Genomic DNA, 19,349 nt, shown 5'->3' with positions numbered 1-19,349 from the left:
CAATACGGGAGCGGGTGCGCGCCGGATCGGCGCGCACCTCCTGACCTTTACTCGGCTGCGTCCGGCAGCGGGGCTTCGGCGGTCGGATCGACCTTCGAATTCTCCAGCTCCACCGACAGGCCCAGCGAGCGCATTTCCTTGACGAGAACGTTGAAGCTCTCCGGAATGCCCGCCTCGAAGGTGTCGTCACCGCGGACGATCGCCTCGTAGACCTTGGTACGGCCAGCCACGTCGTCCGACTTCACCGTCAGCATTTCCTGCAGGGTGTAGGCGGCGCCGTAGGCCTCGAGCGCCCAGACCTCCATTTCCCCGAAGCGCTGACCGCCGAACTGCGCCTTGCCGCCCAGCGGTTGCTGGGTCACGAGCGAGTACGGGCCGATCGAACGGGCGTGGATCTTGTCGTCCACCAGGTGGTTCAGCTTCAGCATGTAGATGTAGCCGACGGTAACCTGACGGTCGAACTGATCGCCGGTACGGCCGTCATAGAGCGTCGATTGGCCGGTGACCTTCAGGCCTGCCTGCTGGAGCATCTCGTTGACGTCGGCTTCGACGGCGCCGTCAAAGACCGGCGTCGCGATAGACACGCCGCGGCGGGTCTGCTCGGCCAGACGGACGATCGAGTCGTCGTCATAGTCCTTGATCGGCTCACCCTTCGGGCCTGTACCGATGACGCTGTCGATGGTGTCACGCAGCGGCTTGATCTCGCCGCCCGCCTTGTAGGCGTCCAGCATCTCGCCGATCTGCTTGCCCATGCCGGCGCAAGCCCAACCAAGGTGCGTCTCGAGGATCTGGCCGACGTTCATGCGCGAAGGCACGCCCAGCGGGTTCAGAACGATGTCGACATGCGTGCCGTCCTCGAGGAACGGCATGTCCTCGACCGGAACGATGCGCGAAACGACGCCCTTGTTTCCGTGACGGCCAGCCATCTTGTCGCCGGGCTGGATCTTGCGCTTAACGGCAACGAAGACCTTGACCATCTTCATCACGCCCGGAGGCATCTCGTCGCCGCGCTGGACCTTTTCGACCTTGTCCATGAAGCGCTGCTCAAGGCGCGACTTGGATTCGTCGTACTGGCCACGAAGCGCCTCGATCTCGCCCTGCGCCTTTTCGTCCTCGACGGCGAACATCCACCACTGCGAGCGAGGATATTCCGAAACGACGGCGTTGGAGAGCTCGGTGCCCTTCTTGAAGCCCTTCGGGCCGGCGACGGCCACGTGGCCGCGCAGCATGTCGACCAAACGGCCGTAGACGTTGCGGTCCAGGATCGCCTGCTCGTCGTCGCGGTCCTTGGCGAGGCGTTCGATTTCCTCGCGCTCGATCGCCATCGCGCGCTCGTCCTTCTCCACGCCGTGGCGGTTGAAGACGCGAACTTCGACGACGGTGCCGAAGGTGCCCGGAGGCATGCGCATCGAGGTATCGCGAACGTCGGACGCCTTCTCGCCGAAGATGGCGCGCAGAAGCTTTTCTTCCGGCGTCATCGGGCTTTCGCCCTTCGGCGTGATCTTGCCGACGAGGATATCGCCCGGCTGAACTTCCGCACCGATGTAGACGATGCCCGCTTCGTCGAGGTTCTTCAGCGCTTCTTCCGAAACGTTCGGAATGTCACGCGTGATTTCTTCCGGACCAAGCTTGGTGTCACGCGCCATCACTTCGAATTCCTCGATGTGGATGGAGGTGAACACGTCGTCGGACACGATGCGCTCGGAGAGCAGGATCGAGTCTTCGTAGTTGTAGCCGTTCCAGGGCATGAACGCCACGAGCGCGTTGCGGCCGAGTGCCAGGTCGCCGAGGTCCGTCGACGGGCCGTCGGCAATGATGTCGCCCTTGTTCAGAACGTCGCCAACGGTAACCAGCGGTCGCTGGTTGACGCAGGTGTTCTGGTTCGAACGCTGGAACTTCTGCAGGCGATAGATATCGACGCCGGACTTGCCCGGATCGAGATCCTCGGTGGCGCGGATAACGATACGCGTCGCGTCGACCTGGTCGACGACGCCGCCGCGGCGGGCCGCGATCGCAGCACCCGAATCGCGTGCGACGACCGGCTCCATGCCGGTGCCGACGAACGGTGCTTCCGCCCGCAGGAGCGGAACGGCCTGACGCTGCATGTTGGAGCCCATGAGCGCGCGGTTCGCGTCGTCGTTCTCGAGGAACGGAATGAGCGCGGCCGCAACCGAGACGAGCTGCTTCGGCGAAACGTCCATCAGGTTGATCTGGTCGCGCGGGGCGAGCATGACTTCGCCGGCGTGACGGCAAACGACGAATTCTTCTTCGAACTCGCCCTCAGCGTTCAGCACCGAGTTCGCCTGGGCGACGTGGTACTTGGCCTCTTCCATCGCCGACAGGTAGACGACGTCGGTCGTCACCTTGCCGTCCACGATCTTGCGGTACGGGCTTTCGATGAAGCCGTACTTGTTGACGCGGGCGAAGGTGGCAAGCGAGTTGATCAGACCGATGTTCGGGCCTTCCGGCGTCTCAATCGGGCAAATACGGCCGTAGTGGGTCGGGTGAACGTCGCGGACTTCGAAGCCGGCGCGCTCACGGGTCAGACCACCCGGGCCAAGAGCCGAGAGACGGCGCTTGTGGGTGATTTCCGAAAGCGGGTTCACCTGGTCCATGAACTGCGACAGCTGCGAGGAACCGAAGAACTCACGAACGGCGGCGGCTGCCGGCTTCGCGTTGATCAGGTCCTGCGGCATCACGGTATCGATCTCGATCGAGGACATACGTTCCTTGATCGCGCGCTCCATGCGCAGCAGGCCGAGACGGTACTGGTTCTCCATCAGCTCGCCGACCGAACGGACGCGGCGGTTGCCGAGGTTGTCGATGTCGTCGATCTCGCCCTTGCCGTCACGCAGCTCGACCAGCATCTTGACCACGGCCAGGATGTCGTCCTTGCGCAGAACGCGAACGGTATCCGGGCAATCGAGGTCGAGACGCATGTTCATCTTTACGCGACCGACGGCCGAAAGGTCGTAGCGCTCGGCGTCGAAGAACAGCGACTGGAACATAGCCTCAGCCGATTCCATCGTCGGCGGCTCGCCCGGACGCATGACGCGGTAGATGTCGAACAGCGCGTCCTGGCGATTCTCGTTCTTGTCCACGGTCAGAGTGTTGCGGATGTAGGCGCCGACATTGATGTGGTCGATGTCGAGGACCGGGATCTCGTCGAAGCCGGCAGCCAGGATGACCGGCAGGGTCTTCTCGTCGATCTCGTCGCCGGCTTCCAGGTAGATTTCACCGGTGCCGTAGTTGACGACGTCCTCTGCAAGGTAGTTGCCGTACAGGTCGTCATCGGTCGCCTTCAGCGCCTTGAGGCCCTTTTCCGTCAACTGCTTGAGCAGGCGCGGGGTCAGCTTCTTGCCGGCTTCGACAACAACCTCGCCGGTGTCGGCGTCGATCATGTCGGAAACGGCCTTCTGGCCCTTCAGCGCCTCGGGGTGGAACGGCACGCGCCAGCCCTCGCCGTCGCGCTGGTAGAGCGACTTCGTGTAGAAGGTCTCGAGGATTTCCTCGCCGTCCATGCCGAGTGCCATCAGCAGCGACGACACCGGGATCTTGCGGCGGCGGTCGATACGCGCATGCACGATATCCTTGGCGTCGAACTCGATGTCGAGCCAGGAACCGCGGTACGGGATGACACGGGCTGCAAAGAGCAGCTTGCCGGAAGAATGGCTCTTGCCCTTGTCGTGATCGAAGAACACGCCCGGCGAACGGTGCATCTGCGAAACGATGACGCGCTCGGTGCCGTTGACGATGAAGGTACCGTTGTCGGTCATGAGCGGCATGTCGCCCATGTAGACGTTCTGTTCCTTGATGTCCTTGATTGACTTCGCGCCGGTATCCTCGTCGATATCGAACACGATCAGGCGCAGCGTCACCTTGAGAGGTGCTGCGTAGGTGAGGTCGCGCTGGCGGCATTCCTCGACGTCGAACTTCGGCTGCTCGAACTCATAGGAGACGAACTCCAGCATGGACGCGCCGGAGAAATCGGTGATCGGGAAAACCGACTTGAATACGGCCTGCAGGCCATCGTCCGGACGACCGCCCTGGGGCTCGTCCACCATCAAAAACTGATCATAGGATGCCTTCTGAACCTCGATCAGGTTCGGCATCTCTGCTACTTCGGGAATTTTACCAAAAAACTTGCGTACGCGCCTGCGACCGTTAAACGAAAGGGTCTGAGCCATCGTCGCTCCTTCAAACTTGTGCATCCGGGCCTGCAACGGACGGGGTTCGCTGGCCAGTCGATCCCGTCAATCAATGGATTTCTCAATCTCGTCCCGTTACCAAAGCCGCCGGCCGGATTGCCTGAAAACGGTTCGGTTTGGGACCATCCTCTTGAGAACCCATTACCCAAGAGCCGATTTCCGCGGCTCTTGGGTAATCAGTTCCAGGAGAAATGACCGGGAGAGGCAAGCCTCCCCCGGCACATTCCGATATTACTTGACGTCGACCTTGGCGCCGGCTTCCTCAAGCTTCTTCTTGAGATCAGCAGCTTCGCCCTTGGAGACGGCTTCCTTGACCGGCTTCGGAGCGCCTTCGACGAGGTCCTTGGCTTCCTTGAGGCCGAGGCCGGTGATGGCGCGGACTTCCTTGATGACGTTGATCTTGTTGGCGCCAGCGTCAACGAGGATAACGTCGAATTCGGTCTTCTCTTCTTCAACAGCAGCAGCAGCAGCAGCGCCGCCAACAGCAGCAACAGCTACCGGAGCAGCAGCCGAAACGCCCCACTTCTCTTCGAGCAGCTTGGAAAGCTCAGCAGCTTCCAGAACGGTCAGCGAGGAGAGGTCTTCAACGATCTTTGCGAGATCAGCCATTTTCATATTTCCTTTTGTTCGGTTCGAACTGGTGTTTTTGATTTACAGCGAAAAACCGCCTTACGCGGCTTCGTCCTTCTTGGCGTAGGCTGCGAACACGCGGGCAAGCTGGCTTGCCGGTGCTGCAACGACCGTAGCGACGCGGGTAGCCGGGGCATTCAGCAGGCCCAGCAGCTTTGCGCGCAGCTCGTCCAGCGAAGGCAGGGTCGCAAGCGACTTGACTGCATCTGCGCTGAGCGTGGTCGCACCCATGGCGCCGCCGAGAACAACGAGCTTGTCGTTGGTCTTGGCGAAATCCATGGCAACCTTCGGAGCGATCATCGGGTCATTGGCGTATGCAATGAGCGTCTGACCCTGGAAGAGATCAGACATCCCCTCCGACTCCGTACCCTGAAGGGCAATTTTGGCCAGGCGGTTCTTCGCGACTTTGACGGTTCCGCCGGCAGCGCGCATCTTCGTACGAAGATCGTTCATCTGCGCAACGGTGATACCGGCATAGCGGGCCACGACAACCGAACCGGAAGCCTTGAAGACTTCGTTCAGCTCCGTGACGAATTCGCGTTTTTCCGCTCTTTCCACTGCCTATCTCCAGTTGACGGGGCTACGATTATCGCAGTCCCCATCGGGTTTGCCTTTGCCGCCAGGGATCGTCTGTCGATGATCCCGAGCGACGCTCGAGGATCCTGTCCCCTCGCGCTCGACCATTCGGCCGGGGCACAAGGCAAGGTAGGTTCGAACCGAATTCTTCCGCGCATCGCTGCGGGGTGAAATCCAGGTCTTACCCGTCTCATGCAGGCAAAGTGATTAAGGGATAACCACCTGCAATCTCGGACAGGAGTTCCGGGTTGCCCCGGAAATTCCCGGCCAGACATGACCGGGAATCTTGGTTGGATCCGGCACGCGGCCGGACCGAAATTATGCGACCGTCAGCGTCGACGGGTCGATCTTGACGCCCGGACCCATCGTCGAAGAGATGGCTACGCGCTTGACGTAGCTGCCCTTCGCGCCGGCCGGCTTGGCCTTGATGACGGCGTCAGCGAAGGCCTTGATGTTCTCTTCGAGCGCCTTGGCGTCGAAGGAAGCCTTGCCGATGCCGGCGTGGACGATACCAGCCTTCTCGACGCGGAACTCGACGGCGCCGCCCTTGGAAGCCTTGACGGCACCGGTGACGTCCATCGTGACCGTACCGACCTTCGGGTTCGGCATCATGCCACGCGGGCCGAGAACCTTGCCGAGGCGGCCGACGAGCGGCATCATGTCCGGGGTCGCGATGCAGCGATCGAAATCGATCTTGCCGCCCTGGACGATCTCCAGCAGGTCTTCGGCGCCAACGATGTCTGCGCCGGCGGCCTTGGCTTCGTCAGCCTTGGCGCCACGAGCGAAGACGGCGACGCGGACGTCACGGCCGGTGCCGTTCGGCAGATTGACGACGCCGCGGACCATCTGGTCGGCGTGGCGCGGGTCAACGCCGAGGTTCATGGCGACTTCGACGGTTTCATCGAACTTGGCGACAGCCCGTTCCTTGACCATGCCGATGGCGAGGTCGAGAGCGTAGAGCTTGGTGGGATCAACACCTTCGTTGATCTTCTTGGTGCGCTTACCAGCCATTGTCTTAACCTACCACTTCCAGGCCCATGGCGCGGGCGGAGCCCTCGATCATGGCCATTGCGCCTTCGATGTCGGCAGCGTTGAGATCCTTCATCTTGGCTTCTGCGATCGTCTTGACCTGAGCCTTGGTGATGGAGCCAGCCTTCGTCTTGCCCGGAAGCTTGGAGCCGGACGCGATCTTTGCTTCCTTCTTGAGGAAGTAGCTGACCGGCGGCTGCTTCATGACGAAGGTGAAGGACTTGTCCTGGTAGTAGGTGATGACGACCGGGATCGGCATACCCTTTTCCAGTTCCTGCGTAGCCGCGTTGAACGACTTGCAGAATTCCATGATGTTAATGCCACGCTGACCAAGTGCCGGGCCGATTGGCGGAGACGGGTTTGCCGATCCTGCCTTGACCTGCAGCTTGAGCTGGCCTGCAACTTTCTTAGCCATTTCTCTCTGCCTTTCAGAATGCGGCCGGTTTCCCGGCCTCCTTGCCGCGAACCCTTCAAGGAGCGCGGCGGCTGCGGTTGCGTGGTGCGGGCGATGGCGCCCGGCTTGATGAGACGCCTGCCCTTCCACGCGATTTGCGGGTCACCCCGCGCCGGCACCAAACCAGGCGCCGGAACTCGTTATGCGCCGCAGGACCCAAAGCCCGGCGGCGCCGATAATCAGATTTTCTCGACCTGGCCGTATTCCAGCTCGACCGGGGTGGCGCGACCGAAGATCGACACCTCCACCTTGAGGCGCGAACGCTCCTCATCGACGTCCTGAACCGTTCCATTGAACGAAGCGAACGGGCCATCGGAAACACGCACCTGCTCGCCGATCTCGAAGGAGATCGAAGGCTTGGGACGATCGACACCGTCCTGAACCTGACCAAGGATGCGTTCCGCCTCGTGATCGGGGATCGGAACCGGCTTGTTGTCGGATCCGAGGAAGCCGGTCACCTTCGGCGTGTTCTTGATGAGGTGATAAGCCTCATCCGTCAGGTTGGCGCGCACGAGCACGTAGCCCGGAAAGAACTTCCGCTCGGCATCGACCTTGCGGCCGCGACGCACTTCAACGACCTTTTCGGTCGGGACCAGGATCTTCTCGAAAAGATGCTCAAGCCCCTTCTGGCGAGCCTTCTCCTCGATCGATTCGGCAACCTTCTTCTCGAAATTCGAGTAGGCGTGGACGATGTACCAACGCGAAGCCATATTCATCTCCACCCGATTCAGACGCTGGCGTTCAGGATGAGGCCGATCAGCCAACCCATCAGCTGATCCGCCGCAAAGAAAAAGATCGCAGCGAGAAAGACCATGACAAATACCATGACGGTCGAGATCGTCGTCTCGCGCCGCGAAGGCCAAGTCACTTTAGACGCTTCGGAGCGGACTTGCTGCAGAAACGTTATCGGGTTCGTTTTGGATGCCATTGAATGCCCACGCCATTACGGCGCGTAAAGCTGAATAATCAGCCCCACGCACCGCGTGTCTGTTTTACCCTACATAAAGCGCGATTCTCGTTTTCACAAGAGGCAAACGCGCTTTTCGTGAAATTGGACCGTGAGGTCCGTCGCGTTCCAATGTCGCTGCACGTTTCCTGCGCTGACATTCGAACGACAGGCCCGAAGGAAGCCAGAGACGACGGAACTCGCCTGCCGCAGCCCGCCGACAGGCCTGCATGTAGCACGTCGTTCCAGGCCGTTTCAAGAAATTTCATTTTTTGTTTTCACATCACCGAAGGCGATGCGCACGATCACAGCGACTGAAACCTGCGCCAGAGAGGGAGGGGTTCGCCCCTCCCCCTGCGTTCCCCTCAAGAACATTGACGCGCTGGCAAGCCGCTACGTTGCCTTGACCGTGATCTTCCGGTCCGTCTTCTGACGTTCGGGCGTCTTCGGCAACGTGATCTTGAGAACGCCGTTGGAGAAGCTTGCGGCTATGTTTTCGCTGTCGACACCACGCGGCAGCTCCAGGCTTCTCAAGAATGTGCCGTAGCGGCGTTCGGAGAGATAGTAGCCCTTGTCCTTCTCTTCCTTCGCCTCGTTCTTTTCACCTCTGATCGTTAGGATTCCTTCAGCGAGCGTCACCTCGAGATCCTTGGCATCAACACCTGGAAGCTCCGCGGACAGCTCAAAGGCCTTGTCGGACTCTGTCAGGTCCACCGCAGGAACTCCGCGCGAAAACGACACCGGCATCCTGCCGAATGCCCGGTCGAAGATCGAATTTCCTCCAAAATCCTGGAAGACGCGGTCGATCTCTGAACGCAGGCTTTCGAGAGGCCGCAAACGATCGATCGGCGCCGGCGCCTTTTCCCCGCCCTCTGCTGGAATTTTGGTTACTGGGTCTGCCATTGCCATTCTCCTCCATTTAAATGCCGTCGTTGAGTGGCGGCGACCGGATCATTCAACAACCGTCGCGGCGAGTGGTCTTTGATTCCTGTCAAAGCCGGCCTCTTGAGCACCGGCAATCGCAACGGCCTTAGTCGATCGTCACCGCGATGCGGCCGCTCACCGACGTGACCGCGACGCCATAGAAGACATGCGGCGATTGATTGAGCATCGGCAGTTCATACGGCTTCATCGCGCCGATTTCCCACCAGTCCGGATGCATCTTCAGAAGCGACCAGGCGTGCAGCCTTTCGCTTTTCCATGTGTCGTTGTCAGGAAACTCCTCGAATTGGCCGTCGGCGACAACGCTCGTCCATCCGCCTGACACAAGCTGCTCGGCATGAAGGCAAACCTTGTTGTTCGCGCGCATCCAATCCAGCTTCTTGCCGGGCATCGAGAAGCTGTAGGCGACGCTTCCGGAGAAGGCAAAATAGATGGCTGCGATATACGGCCGGCCATCGCGGCAGCACGCAATATGCCCGAAGCGCGTGCTCTCCAGAAAATGGTAGCATTCCGCGGGCCTCATCTCGGAGATCTTCACTGTCATGGTGCTGCCCTCTTTTTCCATAAGGCTGCCGTCAGGAGAGAAGGCGTCGAGCGGACGCACAGCAGGCTCTCGATCCTGACAAAGCGTGGAGTAGGTTCACGGCACGTCGCTCCTCAAGGATGCTAACGGCTCAGGAAAAGCGGCACCTTGCTCGTTTCCAGCATCGAGCGGGTCACCCCGCCGAACACCCTCTCGCGGAGGCGGGAGTGGCTGTAGGCGCCCATAACCAACAAGCCGGCCCCTGCATCCATCGCATGCTGCTTCAATACATCCGCAACGGGCCTGCCGCCGCTGGCCATCACTTCGACCGTGACCGTTGCCCCTTGCCGCGCGAGATATGCCGCGATGTCCGCACCCGGATCTTCACCACCGGATGACTGGCTGGCGACCGGATCGACAAGCACGACCCTCACGTCCCCCGCCTGTCGCAGAACAGGCAGAGCCTGCTGCACCGCGCGTGCTGCCTCCATGCGGGAATCCCAGGCGACGAGAACGGTCTGCGGGCGCATGTCGAATGCCCGCTCCGTCGGATTGACGAGCACCGGGGCGACCGCCTCGAACAATGCTCCATCCACGATCTTCCGGCAGAGCATATTGTCGCTCATGGCACCGCGTCCGACGAGCGTAAGATCGGTGTATAGCGCCCGCCTCGCTATGTCGTCGTCGGCCCGGGCGAACTCGGCGTACAGGTCCTGAACATCGAAGGACAGGCCCGAGGCAACCAGCTGATCCTGCGCGCGACGCGTCTGCCCTTCCAGCCTGTCAATGTCGCCTTGCCTCTCTTCGAGCCACGCCGGAGAAATTGCCTCCGCATAAGCGCCGATCGGCGGCGGTGCGGCCATTGCAATGACCATGACCGACAGGTGAGCGTCGACGGCCTGTGCCATGGCGATCGCATTTGCGAGATCCTCCCGGTTGTCGTTGACCCCGATTACGGACAGAACTGTTTTGTATCTCATGACAGGACCTCCCGGTGACCTTTTCCAGAATACCCTGCAAATCAACCTGCGCTTTGACGCGCATCAAGGCGGCGAATACTGCCGGCGGCCACGGATGACGGCGTGCATGGCCGCTTCCGCGCCCGGAGGGGCATGGCAGACTGTCATGCACACCGTGGCATCGGGAGACGCGAATTTGCGCTAAACTCCGCTTCTGCCATTCGCTCCACCTCCCGAGGCGTAGCGGATTGCTGCAAGGGAGATTGAGCCAATGAACCATACTCCCGCTGTTGCCGACGCCCGGGCACAGACCAGCCCCTCCTCCGACGCCGGGCTGCGCCCAGCTTCAAGCCGGCGGGCGAGCAGCTATCTCAATCTCTTTGCGGCGGGACTGATCCTGCCTTTGCTTCTCTTCGCTGTCGTCCTTGCCTGGTACTACGTCACTTCGGAACGGCAAGGAACGATCGATCGCGCCCGGGCGGCATCCCGGGAGATGGCAACCACGGTGGACCAGATGCTCTCGCGGTCGCTCCTGGTGCTGCAGCAACTGGCGACGTCGACTGCCATTCGTCAAGGAAACATCGCTGGTTTCCGCGAAGACCTGTCGCACGCAGCCGGGCTGCTGGGGCATGACATCGTCGTCATCCGTCCGGGGCAGACGCGACCGGTGATGAGCTCTGCGGCGCCTGAGGCGTCCCTGCTGCCGGAGCTCGACCGCGCCAGCCAAACCGACGAGGCGCGGGCCGCCACCGCCAGGTCGCCGGTCATCAGCAACCTGATCAGGCGCGAGGGCTCAGACGTCGTCGCACTTTATGTTCCGGTCCTGCGGGGAACCGAAACCGTCTACGTGCTTTCGACCGACCTGCCGGCATCACAGTTTCTTGCCACTTTGTCCCAGGTGGAACTCGAACCGGGATGGGTTGCGGGACTTGCCGATGGCAACGGGCGCCTGATCGCCCGCACGCAGCAACACGCGACGTTCGTGGGCGATCCGGCCCCCTCCGGATGGCATTCCGAGACGAAAGACGCCGAGGGGGTTTGGATCGGGAAGAACATCGCGGGAGCCGATGTGGCGGCCGCCTATGTGCGTTTCGCCGACACGGATTGGACCATGGCAGTCACGGTACCCCTGTCGATCCTGAATGCGCCCGTTTGGCGTACATTGTCTGTGATACTGGCGATCGGCGGCATGCTGACCGCCTGCGCCATAGCATTCGCGTCGTGGATGGGATCGCGCCTCTCAAGCGCCCTCTCCACCCTCCAAGGTGCGGCGGCGCAGTTGGCGGGCAATGCGGAAGTCCCGCCGGTTCGGACGCCGGTGGAAGAGATCAACGAGGTGGGGGCGGCGATTTCGTTCGCTGCAGGCACGGCGCTTCGTCGTGAAGCGCATCTGATCTCGATCCTCGAAACCGTCCCGAGCGCGATGGTGGTGATCGACAGCCACGGCACGATCCGATCCTTCAGTGCGACGGCGGAGCGGCTTTTCGGCTACGAGGCGGACGAGGTCGCGGGAAGAAACGTGGCGCTCCTGATGCCCGAACCGTATCACAGCGCGCACGACGGCTACATCGGACACTATCTCCGCACCGGCGAACGGCGCATCATGGGCAGGAGCCGTATCGTCACCGGCCTGAAGAAGGATGGCACGCAGTTTCCGCTGGAACTTCATGTCGGCGAAGCCGAAGTGGAAGGCGAGAAGGTTTTCACCGGCTTCATGCAGGATCAAACGGAGAAGCAGCGGATCGAACAGGAACTTCGGCAGACCCAGAAGATCGAAGCGATCGGCAAGCTGACCGGCGGCGTCGCCCATGACTTCAACAACCTCCTGACCGTCATCAACGGCAACCTGGAAATGCTGGACGCAAGACTGGGCGGTCGGCACAGGCAACTGATCGCGGACGCCCAGGAGGCATCCAACCTTGCTGCGCGCCTAACGGCGAGCCTGCTGGCATTCGGTCGCAAGATGCCGCTCAATCCTGTCCATTCGGATGTCGGCCAGATCGTGGCGGCGACGGCGGAAATGCTGGGCCGCACACTCGGCGAGACCATCGAGATCAAGACCGCCGTAAAGGCAGGTTGCCGAACGGTGGTGGACGCGCCGCAGCTTCAAAACGCCCTGCTCAATCTTGGGATAAACGCCCGCGACGCCATGCCCAAGGGCGGCAGGCTGACGATGGAAGTGTCACATGCCGAACTCGATGCGGATTATGCGGCGACCTACCCCGAGGTCCGCCCCGGCCGCCATGTCCTGATCGCGGTGAGCGATACCGGCGTCGGCATGTCACCCGAAACGATCGAAAGAGCGTTCGAACCGTTCTATACGACCAAGCCGTATGGGGCCGGAACCGGGCTTGGCCTCAGCTCCGTTTATGGCTTCGTCAAGCAGTCCGGCGGCCACGTGGCCATCTGCAGCGAAGAGCAACGCGGGACGACGGTGCGGATCTATCTGCCTGCCGCCTCCGACGTGATGAGCGGCAGGCAAGAGACCGCCAGGCGGGTCGCCGATCCGCTGCCAACAGGAAGAGGCGAACGAATTCTCGTCGTCGAGGACGACGACCGGGTGCGGCATGTCGCCATGACCAGACTGAAGTCTCTTGGATACAGCGTGCTTGAGGCGGCGAACGGACAGACCGCGCTGGAGCTCCTGGACCGGGAAAGAGGCGTCGATCTCCTCTTCACGGACATGGTCATGCCCGGCATGTCGGGCGCCGAGCTTGTCCTGGAGGTGCGGCGACGCTGGCCACTGCTTCCCGTGCTGTTCACGTCGGGCTATGCGGAACCGGATGCACTCAGGAATGTCGGCGTCGGACGGGAGGAGTGGCTGACGAAGCCGTATTCGACCGCCGACCTTGCCATACGTCTCGATATGATCTTCAGAGGATGAGGCCGTCGGCGGCGCACTAGTGGCCAACGGCCGGCTTTGCGAACACTGAGCGTGCTCAAGGCAAACCTCCGCCAACGGGGTATCGTCACGCCCCCGATCGCGGGGTTGCCTACCCGGCGCCGCCAATTGGGACCGCCACGGCCTCATCACGGGCGCGCGGCAGAAAAAGTCGCACCGTTGTCCCCTGCTCCGGCGCACTGTCGAGACGGACGTGGCCCGCCGATTGCCTGGCAAATCCATACACCATGCTCAGGCCGAGCCCTTCTCCGGCGCTGGAGGGTTTGGTCGTGAAGAAAGGCTCGAATGCCCTTTCGCGCACGTTCGCCGGCATACCGACGCCGTTGTCGGTCAAGGAGATCACGATGTACCTGCCCGGCTGCAGGCGCGGATATATATCAGAATAGTCGTCAGCGACCTCCAGACCGGACAACTCTACGGTCAGGCGACCGCCGTTTGGCATCGCATCCCTCGCGTTGGTCGCCAGGTTGAGGAGCACTGTCTGAAGCTGCGCCTTGTCGACAACCGCGCGGAGGCGCCGTCCCGTCACCACGATCCTGAGTTCCACCGCATCCCCCACTCTGCGTTGCAGGATGCCGGAAAACTCAGCAACCAGCTTGCCAACGTCGACTGCCCGCGGTGCAAGCACCGGCCGGCGTCCGAAAGCCAGCAACTGGGAGGTCAGCCTGACGCCGTCTTCGGCGGCCGACCGTGCCTCGCGCACAAGGCCGAGGTCCTCAGAAGCCAGAAGACGGCTTTCCAGCATTTCAAGATTTCCGCCGATGACTGCCAGAAGATTGTTGAAGTCGTGGACGATCAGGTTCATCCCGTCGATGAGACACACGAACCTTTCAAGGTCGCCTTCCCCGAACCCGTCGCTTTCCATGCCGCCCTCCCGCGGCCTTCTTTCATCGCAGAAGGCGCTGCGCCTCACCTTTGTGGTCGTCATTCTCATTGGCCTCATTCGCGTGCCGGGCCAGCGCGGACCTGCTCACCACCCTGAAATGATGCTTCTCGGCGGGCAATATGATGCCCTTGAGAACGAGTTTCGTAAGGGTGCGCGAGACTGTTTCGATGGTCATGCCCAAGTAGTCGGCTATGTCCGATCTTATCATCGGAAGGCTGACGATACCGGGCGTGCCGGTCCTGTCGAGACGGTCCAGAAGGAACGTGCAGACCCGCTCCTCGGCATTCTTTTGAGAAAGCAGAAGCATGTGATCCTGCGATGCGGTGATCTCATCGCGCAGATGCGACAGCATTTGGGAGCGATGTTCGGGCGCCAATTGCAGTTCCTCCTCGAACAGCCGCTTGTTCATTCGTCTGAAAGCCACCCGGTCGATCGCTTCCGCGCCGAACATGTAACGGCTGCGGAAGGACAAGCCGACCAGATCGCCGGCACAGAGAAAGCCGATGATAAACCGGTGGCCGTCTGGGAGGAATCGGCAAACGCGCACGTTGCCGCTGATCAGATGGAAGACATGGCACGCCGGGTCGCCCTCGAAGAAGAGCGCGGCTCCCGGTTCGGCGGTCTCGCCCGGCTGACGAAGGAACAGCGCGCGAAGCCCGTCTTCGTCGCACGGACGGGCCTCAGAAACTACGCGAAGACTTCCGATTGCTGACATTCCGAATTCCCCCTGCGCTCGATGCACGCAGTTGACGAAAGACGAGTGGCAACAGAATGCCTCCGGCGTTAAATTTGGTGCAAATGCGTGACAATTTGTGACAATCGCGGATGAAGCCATGGCTGGAACCCGGACATGCAAGCGAATCCTCGTCGTGGACGACGATGTCCTCATGCGACGCATGCTGAAGCAGTACTTCACGGACGAGGGTTTCGAGGTCGTCGGGGCCGCGAACGGAAGCGAGATGCGGGCCGCGATGGCGACGCGTACGTTCGACATCGTCCTGCTCGATCTTGTCCTGCCCGGCGAGACCGCCGGGCTTGATCTTGCGCGCGAAATCCGTGCGACTTCGGACGTGCCTCTTGTCATGCTAACGGGCAAGGACGACGTGCTGGACAAGGTAATCGGCCTTGAGGTCGGCGCCGACGACTACATCTGCAAACCCTTTCATCTTCGCGAAGTTCACGCGCGGCTGAACGCGATCCTGCGACGCAGGCGAGCCGGCACCGCGCCGGCTGCAGAAAGCGCTGCCGTGACGACGTTCGAAGGCTGGCGGCTCGACCATGAGCGGCGACGTCTCTGGAACCCGCTGGGAACCGAAGTGGAGCTTTCGACGGGCGAGTTCGACATGCTCCATGTCTTCGTCACCCATCCGGGGCGGGTCCTCACGCGCGACATGCTCATGGATTTGACGCGCAATCGCAGCCGCGAAGGTTTCGACCGCACGATCGACACGCAGATCGTTCGCCTGCGGCGAAAGATCGAGAACGATCCCAAGAAGCCCATCCTGATAAAATCGGTTCGCGGCGTCGGCTATATCTTCACAGCAAAGCCGGCGGCGCCTTCGATTGGACCCGATAGATGAGCCCGTGGTCCCACCGGGCAAAGGCATCTTCGTCCTGCATGTATGCCAATGCCTTCGGAATGGCGCTCCAGACCCTGATGTAACTGCAGCGCGACGCCCTGTTGCGAAGCCATTCGAAGGCCTGCTCGGCAATTCCTGCGTCATCGGCGACGCTCGCCGCGATGAAAATGGGAACATCCATCAGGTCTCCGGCGACCGGATGCCTCCGGGTGCGGTAAACTGCGAGCCCTCGGATGTATCCTTGCTGATCCTGCGCCACGACGCAGGTCCATCCGCTTCCCGCTGCTGCGAGCGCATCCCAGTCTTCAACCGGAAAGGAAGGCTCGACCAGATGCAGCAAAGCAAATGCCGAGAGCGCCGTTTGCTGCGCGAGAGTTTCAATGCGATAGTCGGATTTCATCATGAAACTCCCCTTCGTAATGGGGAGTAGCTTCGACCGATCTCGCCAAAGCGGCTTTGTTCCAGATCAAAGCGGGGCGGCTTGCCTGCTGCAAAGATCACCAGCTTGCGAACCGCCAGTTCATTGCGGGGGGATTCGATGTCAGCATCTGCCAATCGGCATCTGGCCAGAGACGTCAATCCGGACGAGCGCGGATACGTCGACGGACAGAAGAATTCCCGTCAAGCGGTCCTTTTTCCCATCCTGCTCGCAGGGATCGTAGTTGCAGGCGGCACCTATGTGCTCGGTTTCGGCGGTGTATCCACGCACGTGCTGGCGTCCTGCGCCGCCTTGGCGCTTGCGTCTCTTGCCATCGATGTCGCTCGGAAGCTTGCCCAGAAGGAACTAGGGCTCGATTTCATTGCCGCGCTCGCCATGGCCTCGGGACTTTTGCTCGGGGAATACCTGGCCAGCGCAATCGTCGCGATCATGTATGCCGGAGGCCAATTCCTCGAGGCTCACGCCCAGAGGCAAGCCGGAGCGGGAATGTCCGCGCTGCTCGCCAAAGTGCCGCACACCGCATTCAGAGTGGCCGAGAACGGCATCCGCGAAGTACAGGTTTCCGACATCGCAGTGGGCGATATCCTGCTGATCCGAAAAGGCGACATCCTTCCCGCCGATGGCATCCTGAACAGCGATCTGGCCGTCGTGAGCCAAGCGCTGCTGACGGGCGAGTCCCTGCCGCTTCGCAAAGACCGCGGAGCGATGCTGATGAGCGGTGCGGTGAACTTTGGCGAAGCCATCGAACTTCGCGTGGCCCGCACGCCGCAGGACAGCGCCTATGCCGGTATCGTGAGCCTCGTGGAGGCCGCCCGGCGATCGAAGGCAAGGATGGCGCGATTGGCGGATCGCTACGCGCTCGCATTTCTTCTTTTGACCATCGTGGTCGCCGGGGCGTCGGCAATCGCTTTCCAGGACATCCGTCGTGTCGTCGCCGTCCTCGTGGTTGCAACCCCCTGTCCCCTGATCCTGGCCGTGCCGGTCGCCCTTGTGGCAGGAACCTCCAAGGCGGCGCGCGCAGGCGTGCTGGTCAAGGGTGCTGCGGCCCTGGAAGCGCTGGCGGGCATATCGATCGTCGTCTTCGACAAGACTGGCACGCTGACGACGGGCACGCCGGTCGTCAGCCATATCGAGGGCACGGCAAGTGCGGATGAAATCCTGCGGCTGGCAGCTTCGCTCGATCAGGCCTCTGGACACATCGTGGCCCATGCCCTCGCCGGGGAGGCACAGAGGCGGGGCCTTACACTCAGCCGACCGACGCAGGTCAGCGAGCTGCCGGGCGCCGGCATACGCGGGCTGGTCGACGGCGTTCCCGTCAGCCTGGGCGGCGACAGCTACTTCGGGCTCAGTGGCGGCGAGGAGCCCCCGGCCCCGGAGGAAACATCGACGATAAAAGTCCGCGTATTTGTCGATGGGGCCGCCTTCGGCGTCATCACCCTGGAGGACAGACTGCGAGACGAAATCACCGCGACGATCAACTCGCTGCGCGCGATGGGCATCAACCGTCTGATCCTTGCGTCGGGGGACAACTGGACGGCTGCAAAATCGATCGCCGCCAAGCTGGGCTTCGATGAGGTCAGGGCGCGATTGACGCCCGGCGGCAAAGTGGATGTTCTCAAGGAGCAACGATCCCGCGGTCGCGTTCTGATGGTCGGCGACGGCGTGAACGACGCCCCGGCTCTTGCGGCCGCGGATGTGGGAATGGCAGTCGGTTCGTCCAACCTTGCCGCGGCTGCGGAAGCGGCCGACGTCGTGCTGGTTCGGGACGATCTTCGTTGTGTCGTGACCGCGATTGAAATCGCGCGCCGCTCCCGCTCGATCGCGCTGCAAAGCGCCTTTGCCGGCATGGGGCTCTCGGTGGCGGCAATGGCAGCTGCCGGCCTGGGCTATCTCCCGCCGGTCGCCGGGGCGCTGCTGCAGGAGCTGATCGACGTGGTCGTCGTGCTAAACGCACTTCGCGCCCGGATCTGAGGCAGATCAAGACCTGTCAACTTCGTGTATGGAATGACGATAAGTCTTTGGAAAAAATGGCAGGGGCAGAGGGGCTCGAACCCCCGACCTGCGGTTTTGGAGACCGCCGCTCTACCAACTGAGCTATACCCCTTCACACCTCCTGCTTGCACTCGCCCACCGGGCGCGCAGCAGTACAAAAGGCATGGCGCACCCTTTAGGACGGGACGAAACGATTGGCAAGTGCGATTTTTGACTTTTCCAGCGCGTCACTTGAATACCGGCGGACGGCGGAGATCAGCCAATAGGCTCCCGTCAATCCAACGTTATGATCGTTCAAGGACGCTATACTGAAAGGCCTGCCGGGAGCCCCATGGCGTCGTGTGGAGGCACCTGCGCTCGTCGACAAGGCGGAACGGCGCTCCGATCGTTTCCGCAAGCGTCGCCGGATCATAGCGGACCACCGGCAGGCCGCTGCACCGTTCCGGCCCATCGGGAGCAAAGGTCGCGATGATCGCGTGTCCGCCGGGGCTCAGGGCCATTCGAAGGCGTTCGATATAGGCCTCCCGCGCCTTCGGTTCGGTCAGGAAGTGAAAGGCGGCGCGATCGTGCCAGATGTCGTAGCTTCGCATCGGCTCCCATGTGGTTACGTCCGCAACGATCCATTCCACCTTCCCGGCATCGGCTCCGAGGCGACGACGCGAAGCCTCCAGTGCAGCGGCCGACAGATCGAGAACGGTGACCGCATCGAACCCGTCTTCGAGCAGGCTGTCCACCAGATGCGACGCGCCGCCGCCGATATCCGCCAGCGGGGCGGCGACCGATCCGGCGTGACGGCGTATGAGGTCGAGCGATGCCGTCGGGGTCGGCTCGAACCAGCTCACCCCCGCCTCGCCCTTCGACAGGTAGACGTGATCCCAATGCGCCCGCCTGTTCTCGCCGATCATCGTCGCCCATGCTCCCTTGGTCGTCCGCCTCCATTATCGCACTCGCAGATGACCGAAAGCCAATGGAATGGACGTGGCAACGAAAAAGCCTCGCGGTTTCCCGCGAGGCTCCAGGTCTCATTGAGCGATGAAAGCCCGGTCGATACCTCGACGATCGAGGCGACGATGCCGGCGCCGCGTGCAGATCGCGCTTGCGCGCCATCTGCACCACTTATCAGCCGTCGGCAGCTTTCGGCCCCGTCGCCCTCGTCGATACCTCGACGATCGAGGCGACGATGCCGGTGCCGCGTGCAGATCGCGCTTGCGCGCCATCTGCACCACTTATCAGCCGTCGGCAGCTTTCGGCCCCGTCGCCCTCGTCGATTACTCGACGATCGA

17 protein-coding genes and 1 tRNA gene are annotated in these 19,349 nt (G+C 61.8%); 3 read left to right on the top strand and 15 right to left on the bottom strand.

Features of this window, described 5'->3' with window-relative positions:
• Positions 1 to 47: 47 nt before the first annotated feature.
• The 10 genes from rpoB to CRO48_RS29420 all read right to left on the bottom strand — a co-directional run bounded on the left by rpoB (position 48) and on the right by CRO48_RS29420 (position 10,288).
• Positions 48 to 4,187, bottom strand: a complete 4,140-nt coding sequence (gene rpoB, locus CRO48_RS29465) for a DNA-directed RNA polymerase subunit beta (protein WP_097143241.1) — start codon at positions 4,185 to 4,187, stop codon at positions 48 to 50.
• A 252-nt stretch (positions 4,188 to 4,439) separates the two neighbouring features.
• Positions 4,440 to 4,817, bottom strand: a complete 378-nt coding sequence (gene rplL, locus CRO48_RS29460) for a 50S ribosomal protein L7/L12 (protein WP_097143233.1) — start codon at positions 4,815 to 4,817, stop codon at positions 4,440 to 4,442.
• Positions 4,818 to 4,877: 60 nt separating this feature from the next.
• Positions 4,878 to 5,396, bottom strand: a complete 519-nt coding sequence (gene rplJ, locus CRO48_RS29455) for a 50S ribosomal protein L10 (protein WP_097143232.1) — start codon at positions 5,394 to 5,396, stop codon at positions 4,878 to 4,880.
• Positions 5,397 to 5,732: 336 nt separating this feature from the next.
• Complete coding sequence (rplA, locus tag CRO48_RS29450; RefSeq protein WP_097143231.1) at positions 5,733 to 6,425, bottom strand: 50S ribosomal protein L1; 693 nt, start codon at positions 6,423 to 6,425, stop codon at positions 5,733 to 5,735.
• A 4-nt stretch (positions 6,426 to 6,429) separates the two neighbouring features.
• Complete coding sequence (gene rplK, locus CRO48_RS29445) at positions 6,430 to 6,858, bottom strand: 50S ribosomal protein L11 (protein ID WP_097143230.1); 429 nt, start codon at positions 6,856 to 6,858, stop codon at positions 6,430 to 6,432.
• 218 nt (positions 6,859 to 7,076) lie between these two features.
• Positions 7,077 to 7,607, bottom strand: a complete 531-nt coding sequence (gene nusG, locus CRO48_RS29440) for a transcription termination/antitermination protein NusG (RefSeq protein WP_097143229.1) — start codon at positions 7,605 to 7,607, stop codon at positions 7,077 to 7,079.
• A gap of 17 nt (positions 7,608 to 7,624) precedes the next feature.
• Positions 7,625 to 7,825 (bottom strand): preprotein translocase subunit SecE, encoded by a 201-nt coding sequence (secE, locus tag CRO48_RS29435; RefSeq protein WP_097143228.1) that lies wholly within the window; start codon positions 7,823 to 7,825, stop codon positions 7,625 to 7,627.
• A 411-nt stretch (positions 7,826 to 8,236) separates the two neighbouring features.
• Positions 8,237 to 8,746 carry an Hsp20/alpha crystallin family protein gene (locus CRO48_RS29430; protein ID WP_097143227.1) on the bottom strand — a complete coding sequence of 170 codons (510 nt, stop codon included), beginning with the start codon at positions 8,744 to 8,746 and terminating at the stop codon, positions 8,237 to 8,239.
• Positions 8,747 to 8,873: 127 nt separating this feature from the next.
• Positions 8,874 to 9,329 (bottom strand): pyridoxamine 5'-phosphate oxidase family protein, encoded by a 456-nt coding sequence (locus tag CRO48_RS29425; RefSeq protein WP_097143240.1) that lies wholly within the window; start codon positions 9,327 to 9,329, stop codon positions 8,874 to 8,876.
• 122 nt (positions 9,330 to 9,451) lie between these two features.
• Positions 9,452 to 10,288 (bottom strand): universal stress protein, encoded by an 837-nt coding sequence (locus CRO48_RS29420; RefSeq protein ID WP_097143226.1) that lies wholly within the window; start codon positions 10,286 to 10,288, stop codon positions 9,452 to 9,454.
• A gap of 250 nt (positions 10,289 to 10,538) precedes the next feature.
• Between CRO48_RS29420 and CRO48_RS33150 the strand changes: the two genes are divergently transcribed.
• The gene (locus CRO48_RS33150; protein ID WP_245423709.1) at positions 10,539 to 13,151 is read left to right on the top strand and encodes a hybrid sensor histidine kinase/response regulator; all 2,613 of its coding nucleotides are present in this window, start codon (positions 10,539 to 10,541) and stop codon (positions 13,149 to 13,151) included.
• Between the two features lie 109 nt (positions 13,152 to 13,260).
• Here the strand turns inward: CRO48_RS33150 and CRO48_RS29410 are convergent, their stop codons facing one another.
• Both CRO48_RS29410 and CRO48_RS29405 read right to left on the bottom strand, forming a co-directional pair.
• Positions 13,261 to 14,034 (bottom strand): ATP-binding protein, encoded by a 774-nt coding sequence (locus CRO48_RS29410; protein ID WP_245423708.1) that lies wholly within the window; start codon positions 14,032 to 14,034, stop codon positions 13,261 to 13,263.
• Positions 14,035 to 14,056: 22 nt separating this feature from the next.
• The gene (locus CRO48_RS29405) at positions 14,057 to 14,890 is read right to left on the bottom strand and encodes a helix-turn-helix domain-containing protein (protein ID WP_245423707.1); all 834 of its coding nucleotides are present in this window, start codon (positions 14,888 to 14,890) and stop codon (positions 14,057 to 14,059) included.
• On the opposite strand from CRO48_RS29405, the gene CRO48_RS29400 reads away from it, so the two are divergent.
• On the top strand, positions 14,889 to 15,635 hold the full coding sequence (locus CRO48_RS29400) for a response regulator (protein ID WP_097143223.1): 747 nt from the start codon (positions 14,889 to 14,891) through the stop codon (positions 15,633 to 15,635). The two genes, CRO48_RS29405 and CRO48_RS29400, sit on opposite strands and share 2 nt — an antisense overlap.
• Here the strand turns inward: CRO48_RS29400 and CRO48_RS29395 are convergent.
• Positions 15,592 to 16,038 carry a hypothetical protein gene (locus tag CRO48_RS29395; protein ID WP_097143222.1) on the bottom strand — a complete coding sequence of 149 codons (447 nt, stop codon included), beginning with the start codon at positions 16,036 to 16,038 and terminating at the stop codon, positions 15,592 to 15,594. The genes CRO48_RS29400 and CRO48_RS29395 overlap by 44 nt on opposite strands.
• Before the next feature lie 135 nt (positions 16,039 to 16,173).
• Here CRO48_RS29395 and CRO48_RS29390 point away from each other — a divergent pair, with 135 nt between their 5' ends.
• Complete coding sequence (locus CRO48_RS29390; protein WP_097143221.1) at positions 16,174 to 18,045, top strand: heavy metal translocating P-type ATPase; 1,872 nt, start codon at positions 16,174 to 16,176, stop codon at positions 18,043 to 18,045.
• A gap of 57 nt (positions 18,046 to 18,102) precedes the next feature.
• On the opposite strand, the gene CRO48_RS29385 is transcribed toward CRO48_RS29390, so the two are convergent.
• Together CRO48_RS29385 and CRO48_RS29380 are read right to left on the bottom strand one after the other, a co-directional pair.
• Positions 18,103 to 18,178 (bottom strand) — tRNA-Trp (locus tag CRO48_RS29385).
• A gap of 172 nt (positions 18,179 to 18,350) precedes the next feature.
• Positions 18,351 to 18,971, bottom strand: a complete 621-nt coding sequence (locus CRO48_RS29380) for a class I SAM-dependent methyltransferase (RefSeq protein ID WP_097143220.1) — start codon at positions 18,969 to 18,971, stop codon at positions 18,351 to 18,353.
• Positions 18,972 to 19,349: the final 378 nt, after the last annotated feature.

This window comes from Rhizobium subbaraonis (assembly GCF_900220975.1).
Taxonomy (GTDB): domain Bacteria; phylum Pseudomonadota; class Alphaproteobacteria; order Rhizobiales; family Rhizobiaceae; genus Mycoplana; species Mycoplana subbaraonis.
The sequence above is the reverse complement of the archived record's forward strand: the minus strand, read 5'-3'. Positions and strand labels throughout refer to the sequence as shown.

Bases quoted from the DNA above. Each gene is read 5' to 3' on its own strand.
- rpoB (WP_097143241.1), bottom strand. From the start codon at position 4,187: ATGGCTCAGACCCTTTCGTTTAACGGTCGCAGGCGCGTACGCAAGTTT.
- rplL (WP_097143233.1), bottom strand. From the start codon at position 4,817: ATGGCTGATCTCGCAAAGATCGTTGAAGACCTCTCCTCGCTGACCGTT.
- rplA (WP_097143231.1), bottom strand. From the start codon at position 6,425: ATGGCTGGTAAGCGCACCAAGAAGATCAACGAAGGTGTTGATCCCACC.
- rplK (WP_097143230.1), bottom strand. From the start codon at position 6,858: ATGGCTAAGAAAGTTGCAGGCCAGCTCAAGCTGCAGGTCAAGGCAGGA.
- nusG (WP_097143229.1), bottom strand. From the start codon at position 7,607: ATGGCTTCGCGTTGGTACATCGTCCACGCCTACTCGAATTTCGAGAAG.
- secE (WP_097143228.1), bottom strand. From the start codon at position 7,825: ATGGCATCCAAAACGAACCCGATAACGTTTCTGCAGCAAGTCCGCTCC.
- CRO48_RS29430 (WP_097143227.1), bottom strand. From the start codon at position 8,746: ATGGCAGACCCAGTAACCAAAATTCCAGCAGAGGGCGGGGAAAAGGCG.
- CRO48_RS29425 (WP_097143240.1), bottom strand. From the start codon at position 9,329: ATGACAGTGAAGATCTCCGAGATGAGGCCCGCGGAATGCTACCATTTT.
- CRO48_RS29420 (WP_097143226.1), bottom strand. From the start codon at position 10,288: ATGAGATACAAAACAGTTCTGTCCGTAATCGGGGTCAACGACAACCGG.
- CRO48_RS33150 (WP_245423709.1), top strand. From the start codon at position 10,539: ATGAACCATACTCCCGCTGTTGCCGACGCCCGGGCACAGACCAGCCCC.
- CRO48_RS29410 (WP_245423708.1), bottom strand. From the start codon at position 14,034: ATGGAAAGCGACGGGTTCGGGGAAGGCGACCTTGAAAGGTTCGTGTGT.
- CRO48_RS29400 (WP_097143223.1), top strand. From the start codon at position 14,889: ATGGCTGGAACCCGGACATGCAAGCGAATCCTCGTCGTGGACGACGAT.
- CRO48_RS29405 (WP_245423707.1), bottom strand. From the start codon at position 14,890: ATGGCTTCATCCGCGATTGTCACAAATTGTCACGCATTTGCACCAAAT.
- CRO48_RS29395 (WP_097143222.1), bottom strand. From the start codon at position 16,038: ATGATGAAATCCGACTATCGCATTGAAACTCTCGCGCAGCAAACGGCG.
- CRO48_RS29390 (WP_097143221.1), top strand. From the start codon at position 16,174: ATGTCAGCATCTGCCAATCGGCATCTGGCCAGAGACGTCAATCCGGAC.
- CRO48_RS29380 (WP_097143220.1), bottom strand. From the start codon at position 18,971: ATGATCGGCGAGAACAGGCGGGCGCATTGGGATCACGTCTACCTGTCG.